This is a genomic window from Streptomyces actinomycinicus, assembly GCF_016741775.1.
GTDB lineage: Bacteria > Actinomycetota > Actinomycetes > Streptomycetales > Streptomycetaceae > Streptomyces > Streptomyces actinomycinicus.
The window spans coordinates 26,916-48,966 of record NZ_JAERRK010000019.1; the positions used below are offsets into that span (position 1 = coordinate 26,916).

The window sequence follows — 22,051 nt, forward strand, 5'->3', positions numbered from 1 at the left end:
TCGAACTACCCGCATTAATGCGGCTTCGTGGTCATGGCGCTAGCCGACCGGCACACTCAGCCGGGCTGCCTTCCGCAGTCGGGCCAGGTCCCGCACGTGCGTCTGCCGGATGCCGGTGGTGATGAGTCCGTCCTTGCGCAGCTGGGCGAGCGCCTTGTGCACGGTGTGGGTGGTGGAGCCGGTGAGGGCGGCGAACTCGGACTGGGACAGGTTCACGTCGATGCGCACCGTGTTCCGGTCCGGCCGCCCGTACGACACCGCCAGTTCCACGAGTACGCGGGCCAGCCGGACCGGGACCGGGTAGCCGCCGAACTCCAGACGCCACCGGTCGGAGCGGCGCAGACGACCGCAGAGCAGCCGGTTGAGCGCCAGGGACGTCTCGGGGTTGGCGAGGAGGAAGGGCACCAGTTCGTGCCCCGGGACGACGGTGGCGACCACGTCGCCGCAGGCGGTGACCGTGGCCGATCGCGGTCCGAGGTCCATCGCCGCCAACTCGCCCACGACGTCACCGGCGATCTTGATGTCCATGAGCGACTCCCGGTCACCGTCCAGTCGGGCGGTCACCTTCACCAGCCCTTCGTGGAGCACCACCAACTCCTGTGCGTGGTCTCCCTCGTTGATGAGTACGTCCCCCACGGCGTAGCGGCGCCGGACGCCGAGCAGGGTGAAGGCCGCGCGCGCCCCGTCGGGCAGCATGTCGAGAAACCGGGCGCGATCGTCAGGGTTCGAGCCGTGCGTCATGTGCACAGCAGAGCACTTCCGCGACGCAGTGGTGCGTGTTTCCGCCCGGTCCGCCGGTGCGCCGAACGCACGCCGGGGCGCGCCACGGCGCACAGCCGGAGCACCCGTGGTTCCCCGGTGCAGACCGGCCCCGGGGTCCACGGCGGTGCTGGTCAGCCCCGCGCGCCCCGGTCGGCCTTGCCGACCGCCTCGGCCACGCCGTAGGAGCCCAGCAGGAGCAGCCGGTCCAAGAGGTCGAGGATCTCGGACCGGCGTGCGGCCGAGGGGGCCTGGGCGTGTGCGCGGACCAGCAGCTCACCGATGTGATGCGCGTCCGCCGCCGCACCGCTCGCCCGGTCGGCGGAGGCGGCGCCGAGCACGGTGAGGAATCGCCTCACACACGCCAGCACCAGCTCGTCCACCCGGTCCGGGGCATCCTCCAGCGTGATCAGCAACTGGGGCAGGGCGGGCACGAAGGCACCGGCGTCGATCAGCGCGGTGACCGTCCGGCGGAAGGGCGTCAGGCGCCGGCCCCTCAGCGCGACGGCTACCGCGGCAGCGGCTTCGCGTACGTCCTCCTCGGGGTCGTGGAAGAACCGGACGAGTGCGTGGTGGGCCAGGGCGGCGTCCCCGGTGTTCACCAGGCGCCGGGCGCAGACGTCCGCGGCCCCCTGCCGCTGTGCCCCGTCGTTCCCGGCGAGCACCTTCGCGAGGAGATCCGTCATCTCCCACTCCATCGCCGCGAGCGCGGCGACCTGTCCGCCGACCCGGCGGACCGCCGGCACCGAGGAGCCCGACATGCGTTCCACGACCGGCCTGCCCGACACCGGGTCCCCGTGGCACAGGGCCACCACCAGGCGGGTCACGTGCGGGGAGGCCAGAAGCTGATCGGGGGCCGCGGTGAGGACCGCGAAAGCGTCGGCCACGGCGAGGCGGTCGTGGCGCACCGCGGCGTGCAGCACATGCGCCACGCACGCCCGGACGGCCAGGGAAGGGTCGGCCGCCAGCCGGCCCAGGTGGGGGACGACCAGGGCGGCCCGAGACCCGTCCGTATCGTGCACGAGCAGGTCACCCAGGCATTCGGCCGCGCTGCCCCGTACGGTGTTGAGGCCCGCGGTGAGCAGGTCGCGCTCCACGTCTCCTGCGTCATCACCGGACCCGTCACCGCCGTCGTCCGAGCCGAGGGCCCGGCTCAGCAGCGTCTCCACCAGGTCGAGGGGCGCACGGGTGAGGTGCCTGCGCAGCGCCCACCCGAGCCAGCGGTCGTGCTGCGGCCTCCCCTGGCCGGCGAAATGACGGACCGCGGCGAAAACGGCGTCCGGTACGTCCTGTGGCTCGGCGTCACCGAGGCCGAGGAGCAGCGACGCTCCGTATGCCGGGTGCGTCCCTGCGTCCATCCGCAGGGCGAGCCGCGCGAAGCGGCCGGGGTCCGCCGCCGTCATGCTCCGCAGCACGTGGGACAGCTCCCGGGCCCCGCCGGTGAACGTCGCCCAGTCGGTACGGTCCCGGCTGTGCTTCCGCATGGCTCTCAGCCACTGGTCGTCGCTCATGTGCCGGGCCGCGTCCGCCGGGATGGGTGATCCGATGAACCCGGCCGACCTGCCCCGCGGTTCGTCCGGCTCCCGCAGGTCGGCGTGACGTCTGCGGAGTTCCCCGAGCCGACGCGCCGCCCGCTCCGTCAGACGCCCCTCGGGGAGCGCCGTCAGCAGGGTGAACTCGTGCCAGGGCGAGAACTCCTCGTCCGGGGGAAGGCGCAGGTGGAGGAGGGTGTTCTCCAGCCGCCCGAGGGTGTCGTCGGGCAGTGCGCCACCGACGGCGCGGAGGACCTCTCGTGCGCCCCACACGACGTTGGCCCCGTAGCCCGACAACAGGCGGTGTCCGCCCTGCAGAAGGATCTCGGCGGCCCAGGGGGCGAGAGCCGGCCCCGCCCCGGCGAGCGCTTGGTAGAGCAGCCATTGCGCCGCCTCGTACGGCACGTCCACGAGCCCCTTCACGAGTGCGCGCACCCGAGCGGCGTCTCGGCCCGCCACGGTCCGCAGCGCCCCGGCCGCCCCCTGGAACAGGGCCTCGCCCAGGTCGCCGGGTTCGTCGTCGGGGTAGCGGAACGCGAAGTGCCGGTCGAAGACCAGCCGGGCCGCCCGCGGCGGGCAGGCGGTCGCGGCCATGACGTCCAGCAGCACGGGGAGAAGCCGGGCACAGAACTCCTCGGGAGCGCCCAGGGCTGCGGCCGCCACCAGACGGAGTGCCCAGTGGTCCCGGGACAGCAGCACGGCGACCCTGCCCTGATCATCGAGTTGCAGGGCGTCCGGGCGTTCTGTCAGCAGCACACCGAGCAACTCGACCGCCCATGCGGGCTCCTGGGCCGCGAGGTCGCACGCCGACGTCCAGAGGTCGTGCTCGCGGCCGGTGAAGAGGCCGGAACGTACGCTGTCGAGCAGGAGATCGAAAAGCCGGCGGCTCCCTGCGAGGCGGGCGAAGCGAAGGATCCAGGCGAACCTGGAGCCGTGGCCGGGGTCCGAAGTGTGCGGTTCCAGGAGGCGGGCCAACCGGTCGGGGAAGGTGCCGGCGGCTGCGGCCATCATCCGTACCGCCCAGTCCCGTTCCCTGGCGTCGGGGCTGGTCAGCCAGTTCTCCAGCACCGCCTCGTCGTCGGCGCGACGGAACCATGCCGCGGTGCTGACCGCGTTCACCAGCTGGTCCTGGAAGGCGGGGCGGGTGTCCAGCACCCGCACGACGGCATCCCACTCGGCCGCGGTGGGAGCTTCGAGGCCGCGCAGGACGGCCATGGTGACGTCCTTCAGGTGGTAGCGGATGCCGGGGCTGGTCAGCAGCGCCTCGACCTCGGCGGTGAACCGCTGCGGGTCCAGGTCCCGCAAGTGGTCGAGGACCTGGCGCACCTGACCGCGGCGGAAGAGTTCCTGTTCCCCGCCGGTGAGGAACGCGACCAGGCTCTCGTCGCGCCGGAGCCAGTCCCGCGCGAAGGCGTAGTCGAAGAAGCTCTCGTGGAAGAAGGCCAGTTGCCGGCCGTCGAGCACGCAGACGTGTTCCGAGACCAGCACGTCTCCGGTCGCGGCGAGGTCGTCCGTGTCGAGCAGGCTGTGCGGTACGAACAGCTGCTGCCGGGCGCTCATGGCCGCCACGACGGCCGACACCGCCTCGTGGAAGCGCGCGGCGGGCTGGCGACGCACGCACTCCTTCCGCTTGGTGTCCCAGAAGGCGTCGAAGAGCTGTCGGGTGGTGCGGAAGGAGAGGGCTGACTCCTGACCGGCGACCTGTGCCAGGAGGACCAGGTGCAGCGGTGACCGCAGCAGTGCCCGCTGTGGTGGGGCCACTCGGGAGGGGTCCAGGCCCATGTCCGTGACCGCGGTGTCGACGCAGGCGTCGGAGAGTGACCCGACCGTCATGCGGGCACAGCGGTCGGATGCGGTGAGCTGGCGGATGCGGGGATCGGCCTGGGCGTCGAACGCACGGCACACCAGCACGACGCGCAGGGCAGGGTGTGTCACCGCCTCGGTCACGAGGTCGGCCACCACGTCGAAGGTGTCCGGGATGCGTCCCGACGCGAGGCTCACCGCGTCGAGCTGGTCGATGATCAGTACGGCGGGCCGTCCGTCGGCGACGGCTCCGAGGGCGCTGACCGGGGACATGGCCAGACCGATGCGCCGGCCCAGTTCGTGGGTCGAGGTGAAGGGGTCCAACCGGTCGAGACGGAAGGCGAGCACCGGTACGGCTCGCTCGACGAGCGCGTGCAGGGCCTGATGCAGCACGGCGGTCTTCCCGCCACCCGCGGCACCCGTCAGCAGGACGAGCTGCTCGGTTCCCGTCGTGACCTGCTCCACCAGGCGGTCGGCTTCGTCCCGGGGGATCGTGGGCCGCAGGAGAGCACGTTCGACGCTCGCCGCCCACTGACGCGTGGCCCTGGCCACCGCGTCGGTCACCGCGTCACCGTCCACCCTGCTGACCCGCCGCAGTCCGTACGGGGCCAGCCGGGCGATGATGCCCGATGCGTCGAGAGTGGTGCCCAGGCTGTTCAGCAGGAGGTCGCCGAGTCCGGCCGCCGCGAGCCGGCCCGCCGCCCCCGCGAGGGCCTGTTCGGCCAGGACCGCGTTGGTGCTCATGACGTCCCGTTCGTCGTGCCACTCCACCCAGAGCCCTCTCAGCATGCGCCAGGCGGTCGCGGCCGAACCGTAGATGCCGGCCGCGGCGAGGGCGGCGAAGGGGCCTCGGAGTTCATCGGTCAGCCACTCGGCTTCGAACGAGGCACAGTCGTCGGAGCGACGGGCCCGGTCGGCGAGTTCGTCGAGGGAACGGGCGGGGACCAGGGAGACGAAGTGGAACGCGCGGCCCGCCTCGACGTGGGAACGCAGGTTCCTCCACACGTCCTTGTCGCGGAGGGAGGCCACGTTCCAGCTGTTCGCGTTCCGGTTCTGCCGCTTGACCTGGTGCACCTCCGTTCCGCCGTGGTGGCGGTAGACGAACTCGACACCGTCACCGGAGGCGGGGCCCGGCTCCAGGGTGATCGACGTCCCCATGCCCAGGAGCACGTACAGGGCGTGCCTGACCGTCCAGGCTCCTTCGTAGCGGTTGCCGAACTTGTCCGCCTCGCCTCCGGGCCGTGGTACCACCGTCCCCCTCACCCTCCCCCGGGGCGGCCTCGTCCGTCCGCCCACGAGCGCGGACGCTACCGCACGGTCCGGGGTACCGGGCGCGGTCAACGAGGCTTCACGTAGCCGGCCGCCCCCCGGCGCTATGTGTTGCAACTGGTGACGCCCAGGGCCACCAGGCCCTCTTGCCACTGCGAGAGCAGGGGGTCCACTTTCTTGATTTCGCTGTCGGCGGCGTTGAGAACCCGTAGTGACTGAGTAGGGTTCGCCAAGCTGACCTGACTCAGATCTCCCGCGACTCGCGACATCGCATTACTCGCGCCCACCCCGCCGTCCACCACCTTGTCCACATCCCCCTTGATGCTTTCCGGACGCTCGATGCTCCTGATCTCCCCGTTGATGCTGCGCAGCGCTCCGGCCGCTGCGTCGAAATACCACGCGGCGTTTTTGATCTGCTGATCGGTCAGAGTGCCGGCCCGCAGGCTCGTCTGCATGGCACTGAGCGAAGAACGCGAGTTGAGAGTCGCACTGCTCAGTGTGCCGATCTCGCGCTCACAGACCGCGTTTGCCTCAGACACCCAGTCTGCTTTCGTCCAGGGTTCAGGACGGTCCACAAGCGTGACAACCAGGCCGATGATCCCCGCGATTCCCGCAAGCGCCGCAATGAGGCCGCCGATCCGCTTGGCAAGTCCGTGTCGGGGGCCTTCGGATTGTCCATTACCGCCTGCAGGGTTCTGCCCTCGATCGCCATCTGGCATGTCGTGCCCCCGTTTCGTGCGGTCCCCCCTCTCGGGTCCGGGGCCGGCGGAGACGGCTTGCGAAGTCCTTGACGGATCTCTGGAGACGGGTTCCGGGGCTCGACGCGGGTAGGTGCTGGTTCAGTAGGCGATAGCCCCATGAAGCAGCTGTGTGCGCCTGTCCACACTCCGAGGATCTCGCTTTTCCTCGCAGATCGCTACTTGGAGTGACGCAGAATCCGGCTGCCCGCGGGAAACCTGTCCGGCACCCGAGGAATCGGGGGACGAGTACCCGAAACGATCAAGGGCCTCGCGTCACATGAAGTGATGCGAGGCCCTGACCTGCGACTACGGAGCGAACTCCAGTCGGGACGACAGGATTTGAACCTGCGACCCCTTGACCCCCAGTCAAGTGCGCTACCAAGCTGCGCCACGTCCCGATGCCCTCACGCGCGGTGTCCCGCGTGATCGTGCGGACAGCACTTTACCCCACGACCCGGGCTGTGCCGAAGAAGGCTTGGGCGGAGGGGGACAATCTGCGTATGACGAACGCGGGCGCATCGGAGGGCAGGGACCGGGACACGGCCGGGCGGGCCCGGAACGCGCGGCCCCGGGACGGGCTGGGGCGGCCTATGCCGTACGGCGCCGAGGGCGTGCCGCGGCAGCCGGAGGGGGTGGTGCGGGCGCCGGCCGAGACGGTCGCCCAGGCGCAGGCGCTGCTGGCCGCGGGCCGGCCGTTCCACGCGCACGAGGTGTTCGAGGACGCCTGGAAGTCGGGTCCGGAGGACGAGCGCACCCTGTGGCGTGGGCTGGCGCAGCTGGCGGTGGGGCTCACCCACGCGGCCCGCGGGAACACCGTCGGCGGTGCGCGCCTGCTGCGGCGGGGCGCGGGTGCGGTCGAGGACTGGGAGACCGAGCGGGGCGAGGACCGGCCGTACGGACTGGATCTGGCGGGCCTCGCCCGGTGGGCGCGGGAGTTGGCCGGGCGGGTGGAGCAGGACCCGGCGCCGGTGGATGCGCGCACCGAGGCACCACGGCTGGGCCCCTGAACGGGACCGCGGGGCGGGCCGCTGCTGACCGGGGTGCCGTCGCAGCGCGTGCGGAGGTGGGGGACGCGCTGTCAGTGGCATACGGCAGACTCGGGGCGTGCGAAAGATTCATGTCATCGGTATCGGCGCGGGCGACCCCGACCAGCTGACCCTCCAGGCGGTCAAGGCGCTGCAGGGCACGGACGTGTTCTTCCTGCTGGACAAGGGCGAGGTGAAGAGCGATCTGACGCAGCTCCGCCGGGACATGCTGGACGCGCATCTGCCGGCGGGGTCGTACCGGGTCGTGGAGGCACGGGACCCGGAGCGGGACAGGAAGGCGGGCGGCACGGCCTACTCGCCGGCCGTCGGGGACTGGCGCAGCGCGCGCGCCGGGATCTACGAGCGGCTGATCGCCGACGAGCTGGCCGAGGACGGCACCGGCGCCTTCCTGGTGTGGGGGGACCCCGCGCTGTACGACAGCACCCTGGCGATCCTGGAGGAGGTGCTGGAGCGCGGCGCGGTGGAGTTCTCGTACGACGTGGTGCCCGGCATCAGCAGTGTCTCCGCGCTGGTCGCCCGGCACCGCACGGGCCTGAACCGGGTGGCGCGGCCGGTGCAGATCACCACCGGGCGGCGGCTGGCCGAGGGCTTTCCGCAGGGGGTGGACGACGTGGTCGTGATGCTGGACGCGCACCAGGCCTTCCGGCGGTACGCCGAGGAGGACATGGACATCTACTGGGGCGCCTACATAGGCACGCCGGACGAGATCCTCGTCTCCGGGCCGATCGCCGAGGCCGGCCCGCGCATCGAGCGGCTGCGGGCCGAGGCGCGGGAGCGCAAGGGCTGGATCATGGACACGTATCTCCTGCGCCGGCATCCCCTGGAGGACGGTCCGGCACAGGACCGGCCGAACCAGGACGGTCCGGCACAGGACCGGCCCGCCCGGGACTGACCGCTGCCGAACCGGCCCGCCCGGGACTGACCGGTGCCGGACCGGCCGGCCCACGGCTGACCGGCGCAGGACCGTCCTGTCCGGCGGCGGTCGGTGCCGGGGTGAGACCCAGGGTTCGCAGCACGGCCGCCACGTCCGGTACCGCCCGGACGCCCGCCGGCAGCGGCGGCCGGCGTACGACGACCACCGGCAGCCCGAGGTCGCGCGCGGCCGTGAGTTTGGCGGACGTGGCCTCCCCTCCGCTGTCCTTCGTGACGAGGACGTCGATCCGGTGGGCGCGCAGGAGTTCCGTCTCGTCGGTCGTCGTGAACGGGCCGCGGGCCAGGAGCACCCGGGTGTCCGGCGGCAGGGGCGGCTCGGGCGGCTCCACCGAGCGGACGACGAAGTGCAGGCCGGTCAGATGGGCGAAGGCCGCCAGGCCGAGGCGGCCGGTGCTGAGGAACACCCGGCGGCCGAGGGCGGGCAGGGCCTCGGCGGCACCGGCCAGGGTCGGGACGTCGTACCAGCGGTCGCCGGGGCCCGGGCGCCAGCCGGGGCGGCGCAGGACGACCGCGGGGATCCCGGTGGCCCGCGCCGCGCGGGCCGCGTTGGCCGTGATGGACCCGGCGAAGGGGTGGGTGGCGTCCACCAGGGCGTCCACGTGGTGCGTGCGCAGCCAGTCCGCCAGGCCCTCCGGGCCGCCGAAGCCGCCGGTCCGCACCTCGCCGGGCAGCGCCGCGGGCCGGGTGACCCGGCCGGCGAGCGACGTGGTGACCCGGACACCGGGGCGTGCGGCGAGGTCGGCGGCGAGACGGCGGGCCTCGGTGGTGCCGCCGAGGACCAGAACGTGCGCGGGCACAGGGGGCGACACAGGGGACGCCGGAACAGCGGGGAGCGGGAGAACGGGCGGCCGGACAGCGGGCAGCTGAAGAGCCGGCGGCGGAACAGGGACCACCGGCACGAGAGGCTCGGAGGGCTCGTGCGGCTGGGACAGCTCGGACAGCTCGGACGGTTCGGAGGGCTCAGACGACTCGTGCGGCTCGGACAGCTCAGACGGCCCGTGCGGCTCGGACAGCTCGGACGGCCCGTGCGGCTCGGACAGCTCGTGCGGCTCGGACAGCTCGGACGGCTCGTGCGGCTCGGGCATAGGGGTGAGCGTACGAGGTCGTCCGGGGTGGGCGGTCGTCCGGGTCGGCTCGATCGGGCCTTCGGGTCGTTACGGTCGGGGTCATGGAGTCCTTGGCGTCCGTGCGTGCCGTCCTGATCGACATCGACGGCGTTCTGACCGTGTCGTGGAGGCCGCTGCCCGGTGCGGTGGAGGCGCTGCGTGCCCTCCGCGCGGCGGGGCTCGGCGTGGCCCTGGTGACCAACACGACCTCCCGGTCCCGGGCCTCGATCGCCGGGGCGCTCTCGGAGGCCGGTTTCGCGGTCGACGCGGAGGACGTGCTGACCGCGCCCGCCGTCACCGCCGCCCATCTCGCCGAGCACTTCCCGGGCGCCCGGGTCGCCCTGCTCAACAGCGGGGACATCGGGGCGGATCTGGGTGACATCACACTGGTCGAGGACGGGGCCGATGTGGTCGTGGTCGGCGGGGCCGGGCCCGGGTTCGACTACGCGGCGCTCAACCGGGCCTTCGGCCTGCTGCAGCGCGGTGCGCGGCTGGTCGCCATGCACCGCAACCTCTACTGGCGGACAGACGCCGGGCTGCAGCTGGACTCCGGCGCCTTCCTGCTGGGGCTGGAGAGGGCGGCGCGGGTGGAGGCCGAGGTCACGGGCAAACCGTCCCGGGCGTTCTTCGAAACGGCGCTGGCCCGGCTCGGGGTGGGCGCGGAGCAGGCGCTGATGGTGGGCGACGACATCGAGTCGGACGTGCTGGCGGCCCAGCGCGCCGGGATCACCGGGGTGCTGGTGAGAACGGGCAAGTACCAGGCGGGCACGCTCGAGAACGCGAGTGGCGCCCCGGACCACGTGGTGGACTCCTTCGCAGGTGTCCCGGAGCTGCTGGGACTGGAGCCCGGCGGGGCGGGCTAGCGGTCGGCGGCCAGCGGGCCGGCCAGCGGCCAGTGGCCAGCGGCCAGCGGCTAGCGCAGGACCAGTTGTACGCCGCCCACGATCGTCGCGGCGATCACCAGTTGCTCGAAGAGTCGCTGGTTGATCCGGTTCACGGCCCACTTGCCGAACAACGCACCGGGTACGACGAACACCACGAGCGCCGCGTCAAGGAGCAATGAGCGGCCGTCGATGAGGCCCAGGCCCGCGCTGAACGGGACCTTGGCGACGTTCACGATGAGGAAGAAGAAGGCCGACGTGCCAAGGAAGCCCAGCTTCCGGAAGCCGGCGGACAGCAGGTACAAGGACATCACCGGCCCGCCCGCGTTGGCGACCATCGTCGTGAACCCGCCGAGCACGCCGTACGACCGCGCCTTCATCCGGCCCGTCCGGGTCGTCACCGCATCCGGCTCGTCCGCCGTACCGCCGTCCTCGCGGCGCCGCCGCCACAGGGTGACACCCGCCATGAACAGCAGGATGGCGCCGATCGAGGTCCGTACGACCGCGTCGTCGGCCCACATCAGGAACACCGTGCCGGCCACCACGCCCGCGGCGACGGCCGGGAACAGCCGCCACAGGGTGGGCCAGTGGGCATGTCGCCGGTAGGTGAGGACGGCGAGCACGTCGCCGGCGATCAGGACGGGCAGCAGGACGCCGGTCGAGGCGCGGGCGGGCAGGACGGCCGCGAAGACGGCGAGGCTGATCGTGTTGGCACCGCTGACCGCGGTCTTGGAGAAGCCGACGAGCAGCGCCGCGAAGGCGAGGGCGGCGAACTCCCAGCCGGTCAGGTGCCAGGGCGTCATCGTGTTCATGCGGGGACCGATCTTATGTGCGAGCGCGCGGGGCGCGTAAGGAGCGTCTCGCGGTTCGGTCCCCACACTGGGTGGCTAGCGGCCCGTGTACCGCGCCCGCAGCTCCCGCTTGAGCACCTTCATGCTCGGTCCGAGCGGCAGCGCGTCCGTGAACTCCACGCGCCGCGGGTACTTGTGCCGGCCCAGGTGTTCCTTGGACCACTCGGTGACCGCGGCGGCGTCCGGGGCGGTGCCCTGTGTGGGGACGACGACGGCGCACACCTCCTCGCCGTGCAGGTCGTCGGGCAGGCCGATGACGGCGACCTGGGCGATCTCCGGGTGGCGCATCAGGGCCTCCTCGACCTCCCTCGGGTAGACGTTGTAGCCGCCGCGGATGATGACGTCCCTCTTGCGGTCGACGATCCGCAGGAAGCCGTCGTCGTCCTTGGTGCCGAGGTCACCGGTGCGGAACCAGCCGTCCACCAGGGCCTCGGCGGTGGCCTCGGGCCGGCCGAGGTAGCCGGAGAAGACGTTGTGGCCGCGGATGACGACCTCGCCCAGTTCGCCGGGCGGCAGCAGTTCGACGCGGCCCTCCACCTCGGCGCGCGCGATCTCCGCCTCGACGCCCCACAGCGGATGTCCGATGGTGCCGGCCCTGGTGCCGAAGTCGGGCTGGTTGACGGTGGCCGCCGGAGAGGTCTCCGACAGTCCGTACCCCTCGTAGACCGGCGCGCCGAACGCGGCCTCGAACCGCTCCAGCACGGCGACGGGCAGCGAAGCCCCGCCCGACACGCAGACGTCCAGCTTCGGCAGGGCGGGGGCGTCGGCGGCCGCGGCGGCGAGGGCGACGAACATGGTCGGCACGCCGTGGAAGGTGTTCACCCCTTCCCGCACCATCAGCTCGATCGCGCGGGCCGCGTCGAAGCGGGGCAGCAGCACGAGCGTGGCACCGGCCCGCCAGGTGGAGTTGAGCGACACCGTCTGGCCGAAGGCGTGGAACAGGGGCAGCGCGCCGAGGGTGATGTGGTCGGCGCGGACGTCGTGGGCGTCGAAGGCGTTGACGGTCGCGTTCATCACCAGGTTGAAGTGGCTGAGGACGGCGCCCTTGGGGACACCGGTCGTGCCGCTGGTGTAGAAGATCACCGCAGGGTCGTCGGCGGCCCGGCTGACGTACGACGCGAGCGGCTCGGTGCCGGCCGCGCGCTTCTCCAGCTCGCCGCCAAGGGTGACCACCGGGACGCCCACCGCCTCGGCGGCGGCGCGGCCGGTCTCCTCCTTGGCCGGGTGGACGAGCAGCAGGGTCGCCCCGCTGTCCTCGAGCACGTGCTGGACCTCGCCCGGCGACAGCAGCAGGTGCACGGGGACGACGACACCGCCGGCCGCGGCGATCGCGTAGTAGGCGAGCGGGAACTCGGCGGTGTTGGGGGCCATCAGGGCGACCCGGTCACCGGGCCGTACGCCGAGGCCGGCGAGTGCGCCTGCCTGGGCCAGGGCCCTGCGCCACGCCTCGGCGAAGGTCAGTCGCAGTTCTCCCTCGACGAGGGCGGTCTTGTCGGGGCGGCGCCGGGCGTTCTCGGCGAGGATGGCGGCGACGGACAGGGTGGCCATGTGGTGGTGCTCCGTTTCTCTGCTGCGCTCGGTGTTGCCCGGCCGTCCCCGGGGGCCGCCGCCCCCGGGCCCCCGCTGCGGCCCGCACGGCCTCGTCCGTACGCGCCGGACGGGGCTGCTCGTCTCAATGTCGTTCGACCAGCACCGCACTTCCCTGGCCGACGCCGACGCACATGGTCGCCAGCCCCCGTCGGGCGCCGGTGCGCCGCATCCGGTGCAGCAGCGTGGTGAGGATGCGGGCGCCGGAGCAGCCCAGGGGGTGACCGAGGGCGATGGCGCCACCGGTGGGGTTGACCAGGTCCGGGTCGATGCCCAGCTGGTCGACGCAGGCGAGTGCCTGGGCGGCGAACGCCTCGTTGAACTCGGCCTCCTGGAGGTCACCGGTCCGCCAGCCGGCCCGGGCCAGCGCCTTGCGGGTGGCGGGGACCGGGCCGATGCCCATGACGTCGGGGTGGACGCCGGCGGAGGCGCCGGCGACATAGCGCCCGAGGGACTCCAGTCCCAGCTCGTTCAGGGCCTCTTCGCTGACCAGCAGCAGGCCGGCCGCCCCGTCGTTCATGGGCGAGGCGTTGCCGGCGGTGACCGTGCCGCCCTGCCGGAAGACCGGCTTCAGCCGGGACAGCTTCTCCAGCGAGGTGTCCTCGCGGATGCACTCGTCCTGTTCGACCACGATGCCGTCCGGCCGCTCGACGGGCAGGAGTTCGTCGTCGAAGTGACCGTTCTTGCGTGCGGCGGCCGCGAGTTGGTGGCTGCGCAGCGCGAACTCGTCCTGGCGCTCGCGGGAGACGCCGTGGCGCCCGGCGACCTCCTCCGCGGTCTCGCCCATGGAGAGCAGTCCGTGCAGCTCCTTCATGGCGGGGTTGACCAGGCGCCAGCCGAGCCGGGTGTCGTAGGTCTCGAGGCGCGGCGGGAGGGCCTCGTCGGGGCGGGGCAGGACGAAGGGGGCGCGGCTCATGGACTCGGAGCCGCCGGCGATCACGACGTCGGCCTCGCCCGCGGCGATGGTCCGGGCGGCGGTGGTGACCGCCTCGAGGCCGGAGGCGCACAGCCGGTTGACGGTGGCGCCGGGCACGGACTCGGGCAGTCCGGCGAGCAGGGCGGCCATGCGGGCGACGTTGCGGTTGTCCTCGCCGGCCTGGTTGGCGGCGCCCCAGTAGACGTCGTCGATGCGGGCCGGGTCGAGCGCGGGCACTTCGGCCACCAGGTGGCGGATCACCGTGGCCGCGAGATCGTCGGGGCGGACGGTGGAGAGTGCTCCGCGCAGTTTGCCGATGGGGGTGCGGCGGGCGGCCGCGAAGTGGACGGGACGCACGGCTGAGGACTCCTGACCTACGGCTGACCCACGACGCTGTGGTTCAGACGGACCGGCACAGCACCATTAATTAGCACTGCTAGTTTTTGACTATAGACCTCCGGACGGCTCCCTGGGAAGACGTCCAGGATCCTCCACCGGGACGGCCGCAGGAGAGATGCGCCACGCCCGCGCGCATGCCCCCGTCGGCACGCCACCCGGCTGATCAGCCTGTTTGCCGCCCATGACGCGGGGCACCCGCCCTTTCGGACAGACCGCAGACAGCTGACGAAAGGGGACCTGCCCACCATGACCGTGGTCAAGAGCACGCTGCCCGAGGAGGCCCTCGGCGTCACCGGGACCGCCCTGCAGGAGACGCTCGTCGACCTGCTCGGACTGTCGCTGGTCGGCAAGCAGGCGCACTGGAACGTGGTCGGCCCGCGGTTCCGGTCGGTCCACCTCCAGCTGGACGAGGTGGTCGCCACCGCCCGGACCCACTCCGACACGGTCGCCGAGCGGGCCGCCGCGCTGGGCGTGCCGCCGGACGGCCGGCCGGAGACCGTCGCCGCGGCCTTCGCGTTGCCCGGCGCCAAGGACGGCTGGCTGCGCGACACGGAGGCCGTGGAGCTGATGGTGCGGTCACTGGAGGCGGCGGTCACCCGGTTGCGCGAGCGGATCGCCGCGACCGAGAAGGCCGACCCGGTCACCCAGGACCTGCTGATCTCCATCACGGCCGACCTGGAGAAGCAGCGCTGGATGTTCGAGGCCGAGAACCACCCGCGCGACCGCGAGTCCAGCTAGTACGCCCGTCTTCGCACGGAAGGAAAACCCATGGCCGACGCCCTGGAGATCGAGGCGCTGTGGGAGGATTTCCACCGCGTGGTGAACATGACCTCCGCCGAACTCGCGGCCTGGCTGAGGGTCCGGGACGCCCACGAGGAGACGGAACCGCTGCCGGAGGAGTCGGGCTCGCCCACGGGGCAGCACGTCCTGGCGATCCTCCAGAAGCGCCGCACCGACCTCACCGACGACGACGTCCGCGTGATGTACAGGGTCGTCGACACGGTCGAAGACCTCGTGGACTTGGAGAACGAGCCCGAGCCGGAGAGCACGCCGGAGGACACCCGCCGCCGGCACCGGCTGATGACGCTCGGCCACGATCCGCTCAAGCCGTAGCCCCATGAACCGGGACGAACGGGTCGTGCACGAGCTGGTGTCCGAGTACGGGCGGACGTACGCCGAGGAAGCGGACATCCGCCTGAAGGACACCCCGCAGCCGCTGTACCGGCTGCTCGTGCTGTCCCTGCTGCTCAGCGCCCGGATCCGGACCTCGGTCGCGGTGGCCGCCGCCCGGGCGCTGCACGAGGACCACCTGGACAGTCCCCGCCGGATGGCGGACGCCGACTGGCAGCAGCGGGTGGATGCTCTCGGCCGCGGCGGCTACCGGCGCTACGACGAGCGGACCGCCACCCAGCTCGGTGACGGCGCCGAGCTGCTGACCGAGCGGTGGGGCGGGGACCTGCGCCGCCTGCACCGGGAGGCGGAGGGCGACACCGCCGCACTCAAGCGGCTGCTCCAGGAGGAGCCGGGCATCGGGCCGGCCGGCGCCGACATCTTCCTGCGCGAGGCGCAGCGGGTGTGGCCCGACGTCGCGCCGTACCTGGACGGCAAGGCGCTGTCCGGCGCCGGGCGGCTCGGCCTGCCGAAGGACCCCCGCAAGCTCGCCGGGCTGGCCGGTGACACCGAACCGGCCGTGCTGGCCGCCGCGTTGGTACGCGCGGCGCTCGACGAGCAGGTGGCCGAGGACTGTCTGCGCCGCGCCGGCTGACCGTGCAAGACTGCTCCCCGCACGTCCCGGGGTGACCGCCGGGACCGGACGGGGCGGAGGAGCAGCACGTGACGGGGACCGGGGCGGACATCCAGGACATCGACACCACGCGGCCGCATCCGGCCCGGGTGTACGACTGGTTCCTCGGCGGCAAGGACAACTATCCGGTCGACGAGCGGCTGGGCCGGCAGATCGCGGCGATCGACGGGGGTGCCCCGAAGGCCGCGCGCGCCAACCGGGCCTTCATGCGCCGGACCACGCGCGCGCTGGCCGCGGAGGCGGGAATCCGCCAGTTCCTGGACATCGGCACCGGCATACCGACCGAGCCGAACCTGCACCAGATCGCGCAGTCCGCCGCCCCGGACGCCCGCGTGGTCTACGTCGACAACGACCCCATCGTGCTGGCCCACGCGAACGCGCTGCTGCGCGGCACCCCCGAGGGCGTGACGGAGTACGTGCAGGCCGACGCCCGCGATCCGCGCACCATCCTCGAACAGGCAGCCCGCGTACTGGACTTCGGCCGGCCGGTGGCCCTCTCCCTCATCGCCCTGCTGCACTTCGTCGCCGACGAGGACGGCGCCCATGAGCTGGTCACCACCCTGGTCGAGGCGCTGGCACCGGGCAGCGCGCTGGTGCTGTCCACCATGACCGCCGACTTCGAGCCGGAGAACGTCCACAAGGGCATCGCCATGTACGCGGCGGGCCGGGTGACCCTGGTGGCCCGTTCGCACGCCGAGGTCGGCACGTTCTTCACCGGGCTCGACCTGATCGAGCCGGGCATCGTCTCGGTGGCCGACTGGCGCCCCGAGAGTCCGTCCGACGGGCCGGTCTCCCTGTACGGCGGGGCCGCGCTCAAGCCCTGACCGGCCTTCCGCCTCCTCCCGGTGGTCCACGTGCCCTCTCGCCCGTGGGTTCCGGCCTGCGCGACAATGACGGCGGACGACCCCCCGTGGGAAGGGCGGATACGTGAGTGAGGGCCACCTGCCGCCGGCCGGGCCGGCGCGGCTGAACACCTCCGTGGCGCACAACGCTAGGGTGTGGAACTACTGGATCGGCGGCAAGGACAACTACGAGGTCGACCAGCAGGTCGGCGAGCAGGTCGCCGGAATGTTCCCGGTGATCCGGGCGGTGGCCCGCGCGGACCGGGACTTCCTGGGGCGCGCGGTGCGGTTCCTGGCGGGCGAACGGGGCATCCGCCAGTTCCTGGACATCGGCACGGGCCTGCCGACGGCCGACAACACGCACGAGATGGCCCAGCACATCGCCCCCGAGTCCCGGGTCGTGTACGTGGACAACGACCCGATCGTGCTCGTGCACGCCCGCTCGCTGCTCACCAGCTCCCCCGAGGGCGTCACGGACTACATCGACGCCGATGTGCGCGACCCGGACGCGATCATGCAGCGCGCCGCCGAGACCCTGGACCTCACCCGGCCGGTCGCGCTGATGATGCTCGGCATCCTCAACTTCGTGCTGGACACGGCCGAGGCCCGGGACATCGTGCGGCGGCTGACGGCGACGCTGCCCGCGGGCAGCCATCTCGCGCTGACCCATCCGACGTACGACGCGGACGTGGGCGGCGAGGGCAACGTGGCCGCCATGGAGTTCTGGAACGCCCACGCCACCCCGCCGATCACGGCCCGCGGCCGGGAGGAGATCGCCGGTTTCCTGGAGGGTCTCGAGCCGGTCGAACCGGGGCTGGTGCCGTGCTCGCAGTGGCGCGCCGAGTCGGCGCCGGCGGCCCCGGTGCCCCAGTTCGGCGCGGTGGCCGTGAAACCCTGAACACTCCAGCACCGGGCGGATTCCGCCGAGGAGGACGCATGACCACCCTTGCCGATCCCGTGCCCGGCGGGCGTCCCGACGATCTGCGCCGGGTCGCCGCGCTCACCGCCGGCCTGGCCGCCGGCGGCGTGCGCGGCATCGTGCTGGCGTACGTCGACACGGCGGGCGTCACCCGGGTGAAGACCATCCCGACGGCACGGCTGGAGGCTGCCGTGGCCTGGGGGGTCGGCATGTCCCCGGTGTTCGACACGTTCCTCGCCCACGACTCGGTCGTCACCACCGACGTCCTCGGCTCCCCCGACGGTGACCTGCGGCTCTACCCGGACCTGGACCGGCTGGTGGCACTGGCCGGGCAACCCGGGTGGGCGTGGGCGCCGGTGGACCGGATCACCCAGGAGGGCGCCCGGCACCCCGGCTGCGCCCGGACCTTCCTGCGCCGGGTCGTCGCCGACGCCGCCCAGCGGTACGGCCTCGCCTTCAAGGCGGCGGTCGAGGTCGAGTGGGCGGTCGGGCTCGGCTCGGCGCCCGCCGGGGAGTTCGAGCCGGCGGTGTCCGGTCCGGCGTACGGCGCGATCCGGCAGGTCGAGCTGAGCGACTACACCGCCGACCTGCTGGCCGCACTCGACGCCCAGGACGTGGACGTCGACCAGGTGCACCCCGAGTACGCGGCCGGCCAGTTCGAGATCTCGGTGGGCGCGCTGGACCCGGTGGCTGCGGCCGACCGCAGCGTGCTGGTGCGGCAGACCGTCCGGGCGGTGGCGCAGCGGCACCGGCTGCGGGTCTCCTTCGCGCCCGCGTACCTTCCCGAGGGGGTCGGCAACGGCGGCCACCTGCACCTGTCCTGCTGGCGCGGCGGAAGGAACCTGCACGCCGGCGGCGACCGCCGGTACGGCATGACGGCCGAGGCGGAAGGCTTCGCGGCCGGAATCCTCGCCCGCCTCCCCGCTCTGACGGCGGTCACCGCCCCGAGCCCGGCCAGCTATCTGCGCCTCAGGCCGTCCCAGTGGGCGGGCGTGTTCACGGCCTGGGGCCGCGAGACGCGCGAGGCGGCGCTGCGGCTGATCACGGGCATGGCGGGGCGCCACGACCGGGACGCCAACCTGGAGGTCAAGCCGGTCGACCTGGCGGCCAACCCGTATCTGGCCCTCGGCTGCGTGATCGCCGCCGGACTCGACGGCATCACGGCGGAGCGCGCCCTGCCCGACGAGATCACCGGCGACCCGGCCCGCTACGGCCCCGACGAGGCGGCGGCCCTCGGCCTGCGGCGGCTGCCGCGGTCGCTGCCGGAGGCCGTGGAGGAGTTCCGCGCGGACCCGGTGCTGCGGGCCGCGCTGGGCCCCGTGCTGGCGGACGCGGTGAGCGCAGTACGGCTCGGCGAGGCGGCGGCCGCCCGTGACCTCGACGACGCCCAGGTGGCGGCGGCCTACCGCTGGACGTACTGACGATGGCCGCTCCGGGACCGGTCCACGAGGCCCTCGCCGCGCTGCCGCTGGTGGATCACCACTGCCACGGTGCGGTGACCGCCGACCTGAGCGCCGGGGAGTTCGAGTCACTGATCACCGAGGGCGAGGCCTGGCCCGGCGTCTCGGCCTTCGACAGCCCCGCCGGGGTGGCCGTCCGCCGCCACTGCGCCCCGCTGCTGGACCTCCCCCGGCACGCACCGCCCGCCGAATACGTGGCCCGCCGGGCGGAACTCGGCTGGCAGGAGGTCAACCGGCGCTTCCTGACCGCCGCCGGAGCCGAGGTCTTCTGCCTGGACACGGGCTACGCCCCGCACCCCGTGACCTCCCCGGCGCACCTGGCGGCGGCGGCCGGTGCCACCGCGTGCGAGGTCGTACGGCTGGAGCAGATCGCGGAGTCGGTGGCCGAGCGGGGCGTGGAGGCGGGCGAGTACGCGGCCGTGTTCCGCGCCGCCGCCGAGGAGGCCGTTCGCCGGCCGGGCGTGGTGGCGGTGAAGTCGGTCGCCGCGTACCGCACCGGCTTCGCCCTCGCTCCCGGGCGCCCGACGGACGCCGAGGTGACGCGGGCGGCCCGGCGCTGGCAGGCGCGGGGCGGCCGGCTCACCGACCCGGTCCTGGTCCGGCACCTGCTGTGGACCGCCGTCGACCTGGGCCTGCCGCTGCAGTTGCACACCGGGTTCGGCGACGCGGACCTACGGCTGCACCGCGCCGATCCCGCGCTGCTCACCGACTGGCTGCACCGGACGGCCGGCACCGTCCCGGTGCTGCTGCTGCACTGCTGGCCCTACCACCGCCAGGCCGCCTACCTGTCGGCGGTGTTCGAGCAGGTGTACCTGGACGTCGGCCTCGCCCTGCACTACACCGGCCCGGCCCGCTGCCGTGCCGTACTGGAGGAGGCACTGGAGATCACCCCGTTCCGCAAACTGCTGTACAGCTCCGACGCCTACGGTGTGGCCGAGTTCCACCACCTGGGTGCCCTGTGCTTCCGGCAGGGCCTCGCCGATCTGCTGCAGGACCGCGTGGACGCCGACGAGTTGAGCCTGGCCGACGCCCTGCGGATCGCGGCCTGGACGGGCCGCGACAACGCCCGCCGACTGTACGGGCCGCCCGTATCCGAACCGGCCCGCGAACCCTGCGGACGCCCCGCCCGGAAAGTATGATCAAGCAATGTCTGACATGACCGAGACCACGCCCGGCTGGCTGACCACGGACGAGCTGGAAATGGCCAGGGCCCGGATGCCGATCCTGTACGTCGAGGCCGTGCCCGTGCGCGTGGACGACAGCGGCGAAGTCACCAGTATCGGACTGCTGCTGCGCATCGGCCCGGACGGAACGGTCAGCCGGACCCTGGTCTCCGGGCGCGTCCTGCACCACGAGCGGGTCCGCGACGCGCTGCTGCGCCACCTGGAGAAGGACCTCGGCCCGGTCGCCCTGCCGCGCGTCCCCGCCTCCCTGCAGCCCTTCACGGTCGCCGAGTACTTCCCCACGGCCGGTATCACCCCGTACCACGACCCGCGCCAGCACGCGGTGTCCCTGGCCTACATCGTGCCCGTCACCGGGGACTGCCGGCCCCGCCAGGACGCGCTGGACCTCGTCTGGTTCAGCCCCCAGGAGGCCGCCTCACCGGCCGTGCAGAACGAGATGCCGGGCGGCCACGGCGTCCTGCTCAAGCAGGCGCTCGCGCACGTGGGCCTGACCTTCTGACCGCTGGGGATCAGCGCACACCGATGCCACAATCGAGAACGACACAGTGCACGGGGGTCGTGTCAGGAGGCCCGAATGTGCGGCTCGATCGAGAGGCTCGCAAAGCCGATCCGCGGTGACCCGTGCACGGACGGCCCGGCCCGGTCCCCGGGCTGTCCGGCGCTCGCGGACGGGGCGCAGTGATGGCGGTGGGGCGGGAGGGGAGACGACCGCGGCAGCCCCTTCCCGACCTGCACGTGCGGCTGCGTTCCGAACTGGGCCGGATCGACGAGCAGCTGCGTGCCCTGGTGTCCTCCATGGACCGGCTGCAAGGCCTGCTGGACGCGGTGGTGGCCATCAGCCGTGAGGTGGAACTGCCCGCGGTGCTCCGCCGCATCGTGACCACCGCCATGGACCTGGTCGGCGCCCGTTACGGGGCGCTGGGGGTACTCAACGAGTCCGGGGAGCGGCTGGAGCAGTTCATCTCGGCCGGTCTGTCCGAGCAGGAACGCCGTGATCTGGCCGAGGTGGGACTGCCTCGCGGTCGCGGTGTCCTCGGCCACCTGATCCGCTACCCCGACCCCCTGCGGGTCACCGACATCCTGGCCCACCCGTCCTCCGTCGGGTTCCCGCCCGGCCATCCGCGCCTGCACTCCCTGCTCGGGGTCGCCATCTCCGTGCGCGGCGAGATCTACGGCGACCTCTACCTCTCCGAGCGCCTCGACGGGCGGTCCTTCGACGTGCACGACGAGAACGTGGTCGTCGCCCTGGCCAGCGCCGCCGGCATCGCGATCGAGAACGTCCGCCTCTTCGAACGGGTGCGGGTCGGAGCCGAGCAGTTCCAGCGGCTGCTGCTGCCCACCCTGCCCGACCTGCGGCCCTTCACCGCCGCCGCCATCTACCGGCCCGCCGCCGAGCCCAGCCAGCTCGGCGGGGACTGGTACGACGCCGTCCCCCTGCCCGACAACGTGGTCGCGGTCGTCATCGGTGACGTGGTCGGCCATGATCTGCGGGCCGCCGCCGCGATGGCCGCCACCCGCAACATGCTCCGCGCGCTCCTGCTTCACCCGGCCGCCCCTCCGCCCGGCGCGGTCCTCACCCAGCTCGACCGGGCCCTCGAGGCCGTCACCGACCATCCCGTCACGACCACCACCCTGGCCCGCATCGAACCGGCCGAAACGGGCTGGCGGCTGCGCTGGAGCACCGCGGGCCACGTCCCGCCCCTGGTGATCACCCATGAGCGCCGCGCCGCATACCTGCTCGCCGAGCCCGGGCTGCCGCTCGGCGTCGACACCGCTCAGCCCCGGCCCGACCACTCCCGCTTCCTGCCCCCGCAGGCCACCGTGGTCTTCTTCACCGACGGGCTGATCGAACACCCGCGCCACCCCATCGACCAGAGCCTGAACGACCTCGCCGAACTCGCCTCGGCGCACGCCTCGCTCCCCCTCCCGGAGTTCGTCCGGGTACTGGCCGACCAGCACCCCAGCGACGGGCACGACGACATGGCCGTCCTCGCCCTGCGCACCCCGGCCCCCTGACCGC

Annotated in this window: 18 protein-coding genes, 1 tRNA gene and 1 pseudogene; 12 read left to right on the forward strand and 8 right to left on the reverse strand. The window is 72.9% G+C overall.

The window, feature by feature from the left end; all coding sequences use genetic code 11:
- Positions 1-39: 39 nt before the first annotated feature.
- From JK359_RS28755 to JK359_RS28770, 4 genes are all read right to left on the reverse strand, one after another.
- Positions 40-741: a Crp/Fnr family transcriptional regulator gene (locus JK359_RS28755; RefSeq protein WP_201841711.1), complete on the reverse strand. Its 702-nt coding sequence runs from the start codon at positions 739-741 to the stop codon at positions 40-42.
- A 152-nt stretch (positions 742-893) separates the two neighbouring features.
- On the reverse strand, positions 894-5,345 hold the full coding sequence (locus JK359_RS28760; RefSeq protein ID WP_307788315.1) for an NACHT domain-containing protein: 4,452 nt from the start codon (positions 5,343-5,345) through the stop codon (positions 894-896).
- 122 nt (positions 5,346-5,467) lie between these two features.
- A complete protein-coding gene (locus JK359_RS28765; protein WP_201841714.1) occupies positions 5,468-6,082 on the reverse strand; it encodes a hypothetical protein in 615 nt (204 codons plus the stop codon).
- Positions 6,083-6,427: 345 nt separating this feature from the next.
- A tRNA-Pro gene (locus tag JK359_RS28770) sits at positions 6,428-6,501 on the reverse strand.
- 102 nt (positions 6,502-6,603) lie between these two features.
- Between JK359_RS28770 and JK359_RS28775 the strand changes: the two genes are divergently transcribed.
- Positions 6,604-7,110, forward strand: a complete 507-nt coding sequence (locus JK359_RS28775) for a DUF309 domain-containing protein (protein ID WP_201841717.1) — start codon at positions 6,604-6,606, stop codon at positions 7,108-7,110.
- Positions 7,111-7,207: 97 nt separating this feature from the next.
- Positions 7,208-8,041, forward strand: a complete 834-nt coding sequence (gene cobF / locus JK359_RS28780; RefSeq protein ID WP_201841720.1) for a precorrin-6A synthase (deacetylating) — start codon at positions 7,208-7,210, stop codon at positions 8,039-8,041.
- A 94-nt stretch (positions 8,042-8,135) separates the two neighbouring features.
- Here cobF and JK359_RS28785 read toward each other — a convergent pair.
- Positions 8,136-8,879, reverse strand: a pseudogene (locus JK359_RS28785) (cobalt-precorrin-6A reductase); the annotation flags it as partial.
- Positions 8,880-9,259: 380 nt separating this feature from the next.
- On the opposite strand from JK359_RS28785, the gene JK359_RS28790 reads away from it, so the two are divergent.
- Entirely contained in the window at positions 9,260-10,051 is a 792-nt protein-coding gene (locus tag JK359_RS28790) for a TIGR01458 family HAD-type hydrolase (protein ID WP_201842044.1), read from the forward strand.
- Positions 10,052-10,101: 50 nt separating this feature from the next.
- Here JK359_RS28790 and JK359_RS28795 read toward each other — a convergent pair whose 3' ends face one another.
- The 3 genes from JK359_RS28795 to JK359_RS28805 all read right to left on the reverse strand — a co-directional run bounded on the left by JK359_RS28795 (position 10,102) and on the right by JK359_RS28805 (position 13,780).
- The gene (locus JK359_RS28795) at positions 10,102-10,881 is read right to left on the reverse strand and encodes a sulfite exporter TauE/SafE family protein (protein WP_201841723.1); all 780 of its coding nucleotides are present in this window, start codon (positions 10,879-10,881) and stop codon (positions 10,102-10,104) included.
- A 75-nt stretch (positions 10,882-10,956) separates the two neighbouring features.
- Entirely contained in the window at positions 10,957-12,468 is a 1,512-nt protein-coding gene (locus JK359_RS28800) for a long-chain-fatty-acid--CoA ligase (protein WP_201841726.1), read from the reverse strand.
- A 124-nt stretch (positions 12,469-12,592) separates the two neighbouring features.
- The gene (locus tag JK359_RS28805; protein WP_201841729.1) at positions 12,593-13,780 is read right to left on the reverse strand and encodes a thiolase family protein; all 1,188 of its coding nucleotides are present in this window, start codon (positions 13,778-13,780) and stop codon (positions 12,593-12,595) included.
- Positions 13,781-14,068: 288 nt separating this feature from the next.
- On the opposite strand from JK359_RS28805, the gene JK359_RS28810 reads away from it, so the two are divergent.
- The 9 genes from JK359_RS28810 (at position 14,069) to JK359_RS28850 (ending at position 22,047) form a co-directional block, all read left to right on the forward strand.
- Entirely contained in the window at positions 14,069-14,560 is a 492-nt protein-coding gene (locus tag JK359_RS28810) for a Dps family protein (RefSeq protein WP_201841732.1), read from the forward strand.
- A 30-nt stretch (positions 14,561-14,590) separates the two neighbouring features.
- Entirely contained in the window at positions 14,591-14,935 is a 345-nt protein-coding gene (locus JK359_RS28815; RefSeq protein WP_201841735.1) for a DUF3140 domain-containing protein, read from the forward strand.
- Positions 14,936-14,939: 4 nt separating this feature from the next.
- Entirely contained in the window at positions 14,940-15,587 is a 648-nt protein-coding gene (locus JK359_RS28820; RefSeq protein ID WP_201841738.1) for an HhH-GDP family DNA glycosylase, read from the forward strand.
- 68 nt (positions 15,588-15,655) lie between these two features.
- Positions 15,656-16,450 carry an SAM-dependent methyltransferase gene (locus JK359_RS28825; protein ID WP_201841741.1) on the forward strand — a complete coding sequence of 265 codons (795 nt, stop codon included), beginning with the start codon at positions 15,656-15,658 and terminating at the stop codon, positions 16,448-16,450.
- Positions 16,451-16,553: 103 nt separating this feature from the next.
- Positions 16,554-17,366 (forward strand): SAM-dependent methyltransferase, encoded by an 813-nt coding sequence (locus tag JK359_RS28830; protein WP_201841744.1) that lies wholly within the window; start codon positions 16,554-16,556, stop codon positions 17,364-17,366.
- 38 nt (positions 17,367-17,404) lie between these two features.
- Positions 17,405-18,808, forward strand: a complete 1,404-nt coding sequence (locus tag JK359_RS28835; protein ID WP_201841747.1) for a type I glutamate--ammonia ligase — start codon at positions 17,405-17,407, stop codon at positions 18,806-18,808.
- 2 nt (positions 18,809-18,810) lie between these two features.
- Positions 18,811-19,986: an amidohydrolase family protein gene (locus JK359_RS28840; RefSeq protein WP_201841749.1), complete on the forward strand. Its 1,176-nt coding sequence runs from the start codon at positions 18,811-18,813 to the stop codon at positions 19,984-19,986.
- Positions 19,987-20,002: 16 nt separating this feature from the next.
- The gene (locus JK359_RS28845; protein WP_201842046.1) at positions 20,003-20,530 is read left to right on the forward strand and encodes an NUDIX hydrolase family protein; all 528 of its coding nucleotides are present in this window, start codon (positions 20,003-20,005) and stop codon (positions 20,528-20,530) included.
- A 236-nt stretch (positions 20,531-20,766) separates the two neighbouring features.
- On the forward strand, positions 20,767-22,047 hold the full coding sequence (locus JK359_RS28850; protein WP_372445501.1) for a PP2C family protein-serine/threonine phosphatase: 1,281 nt from the start codon (positions 20,767-20,769) through the stop codon (positions 22,045-22,047).
- Positions 22,048-22,051 lie beyond the last annotated feature (4 nt).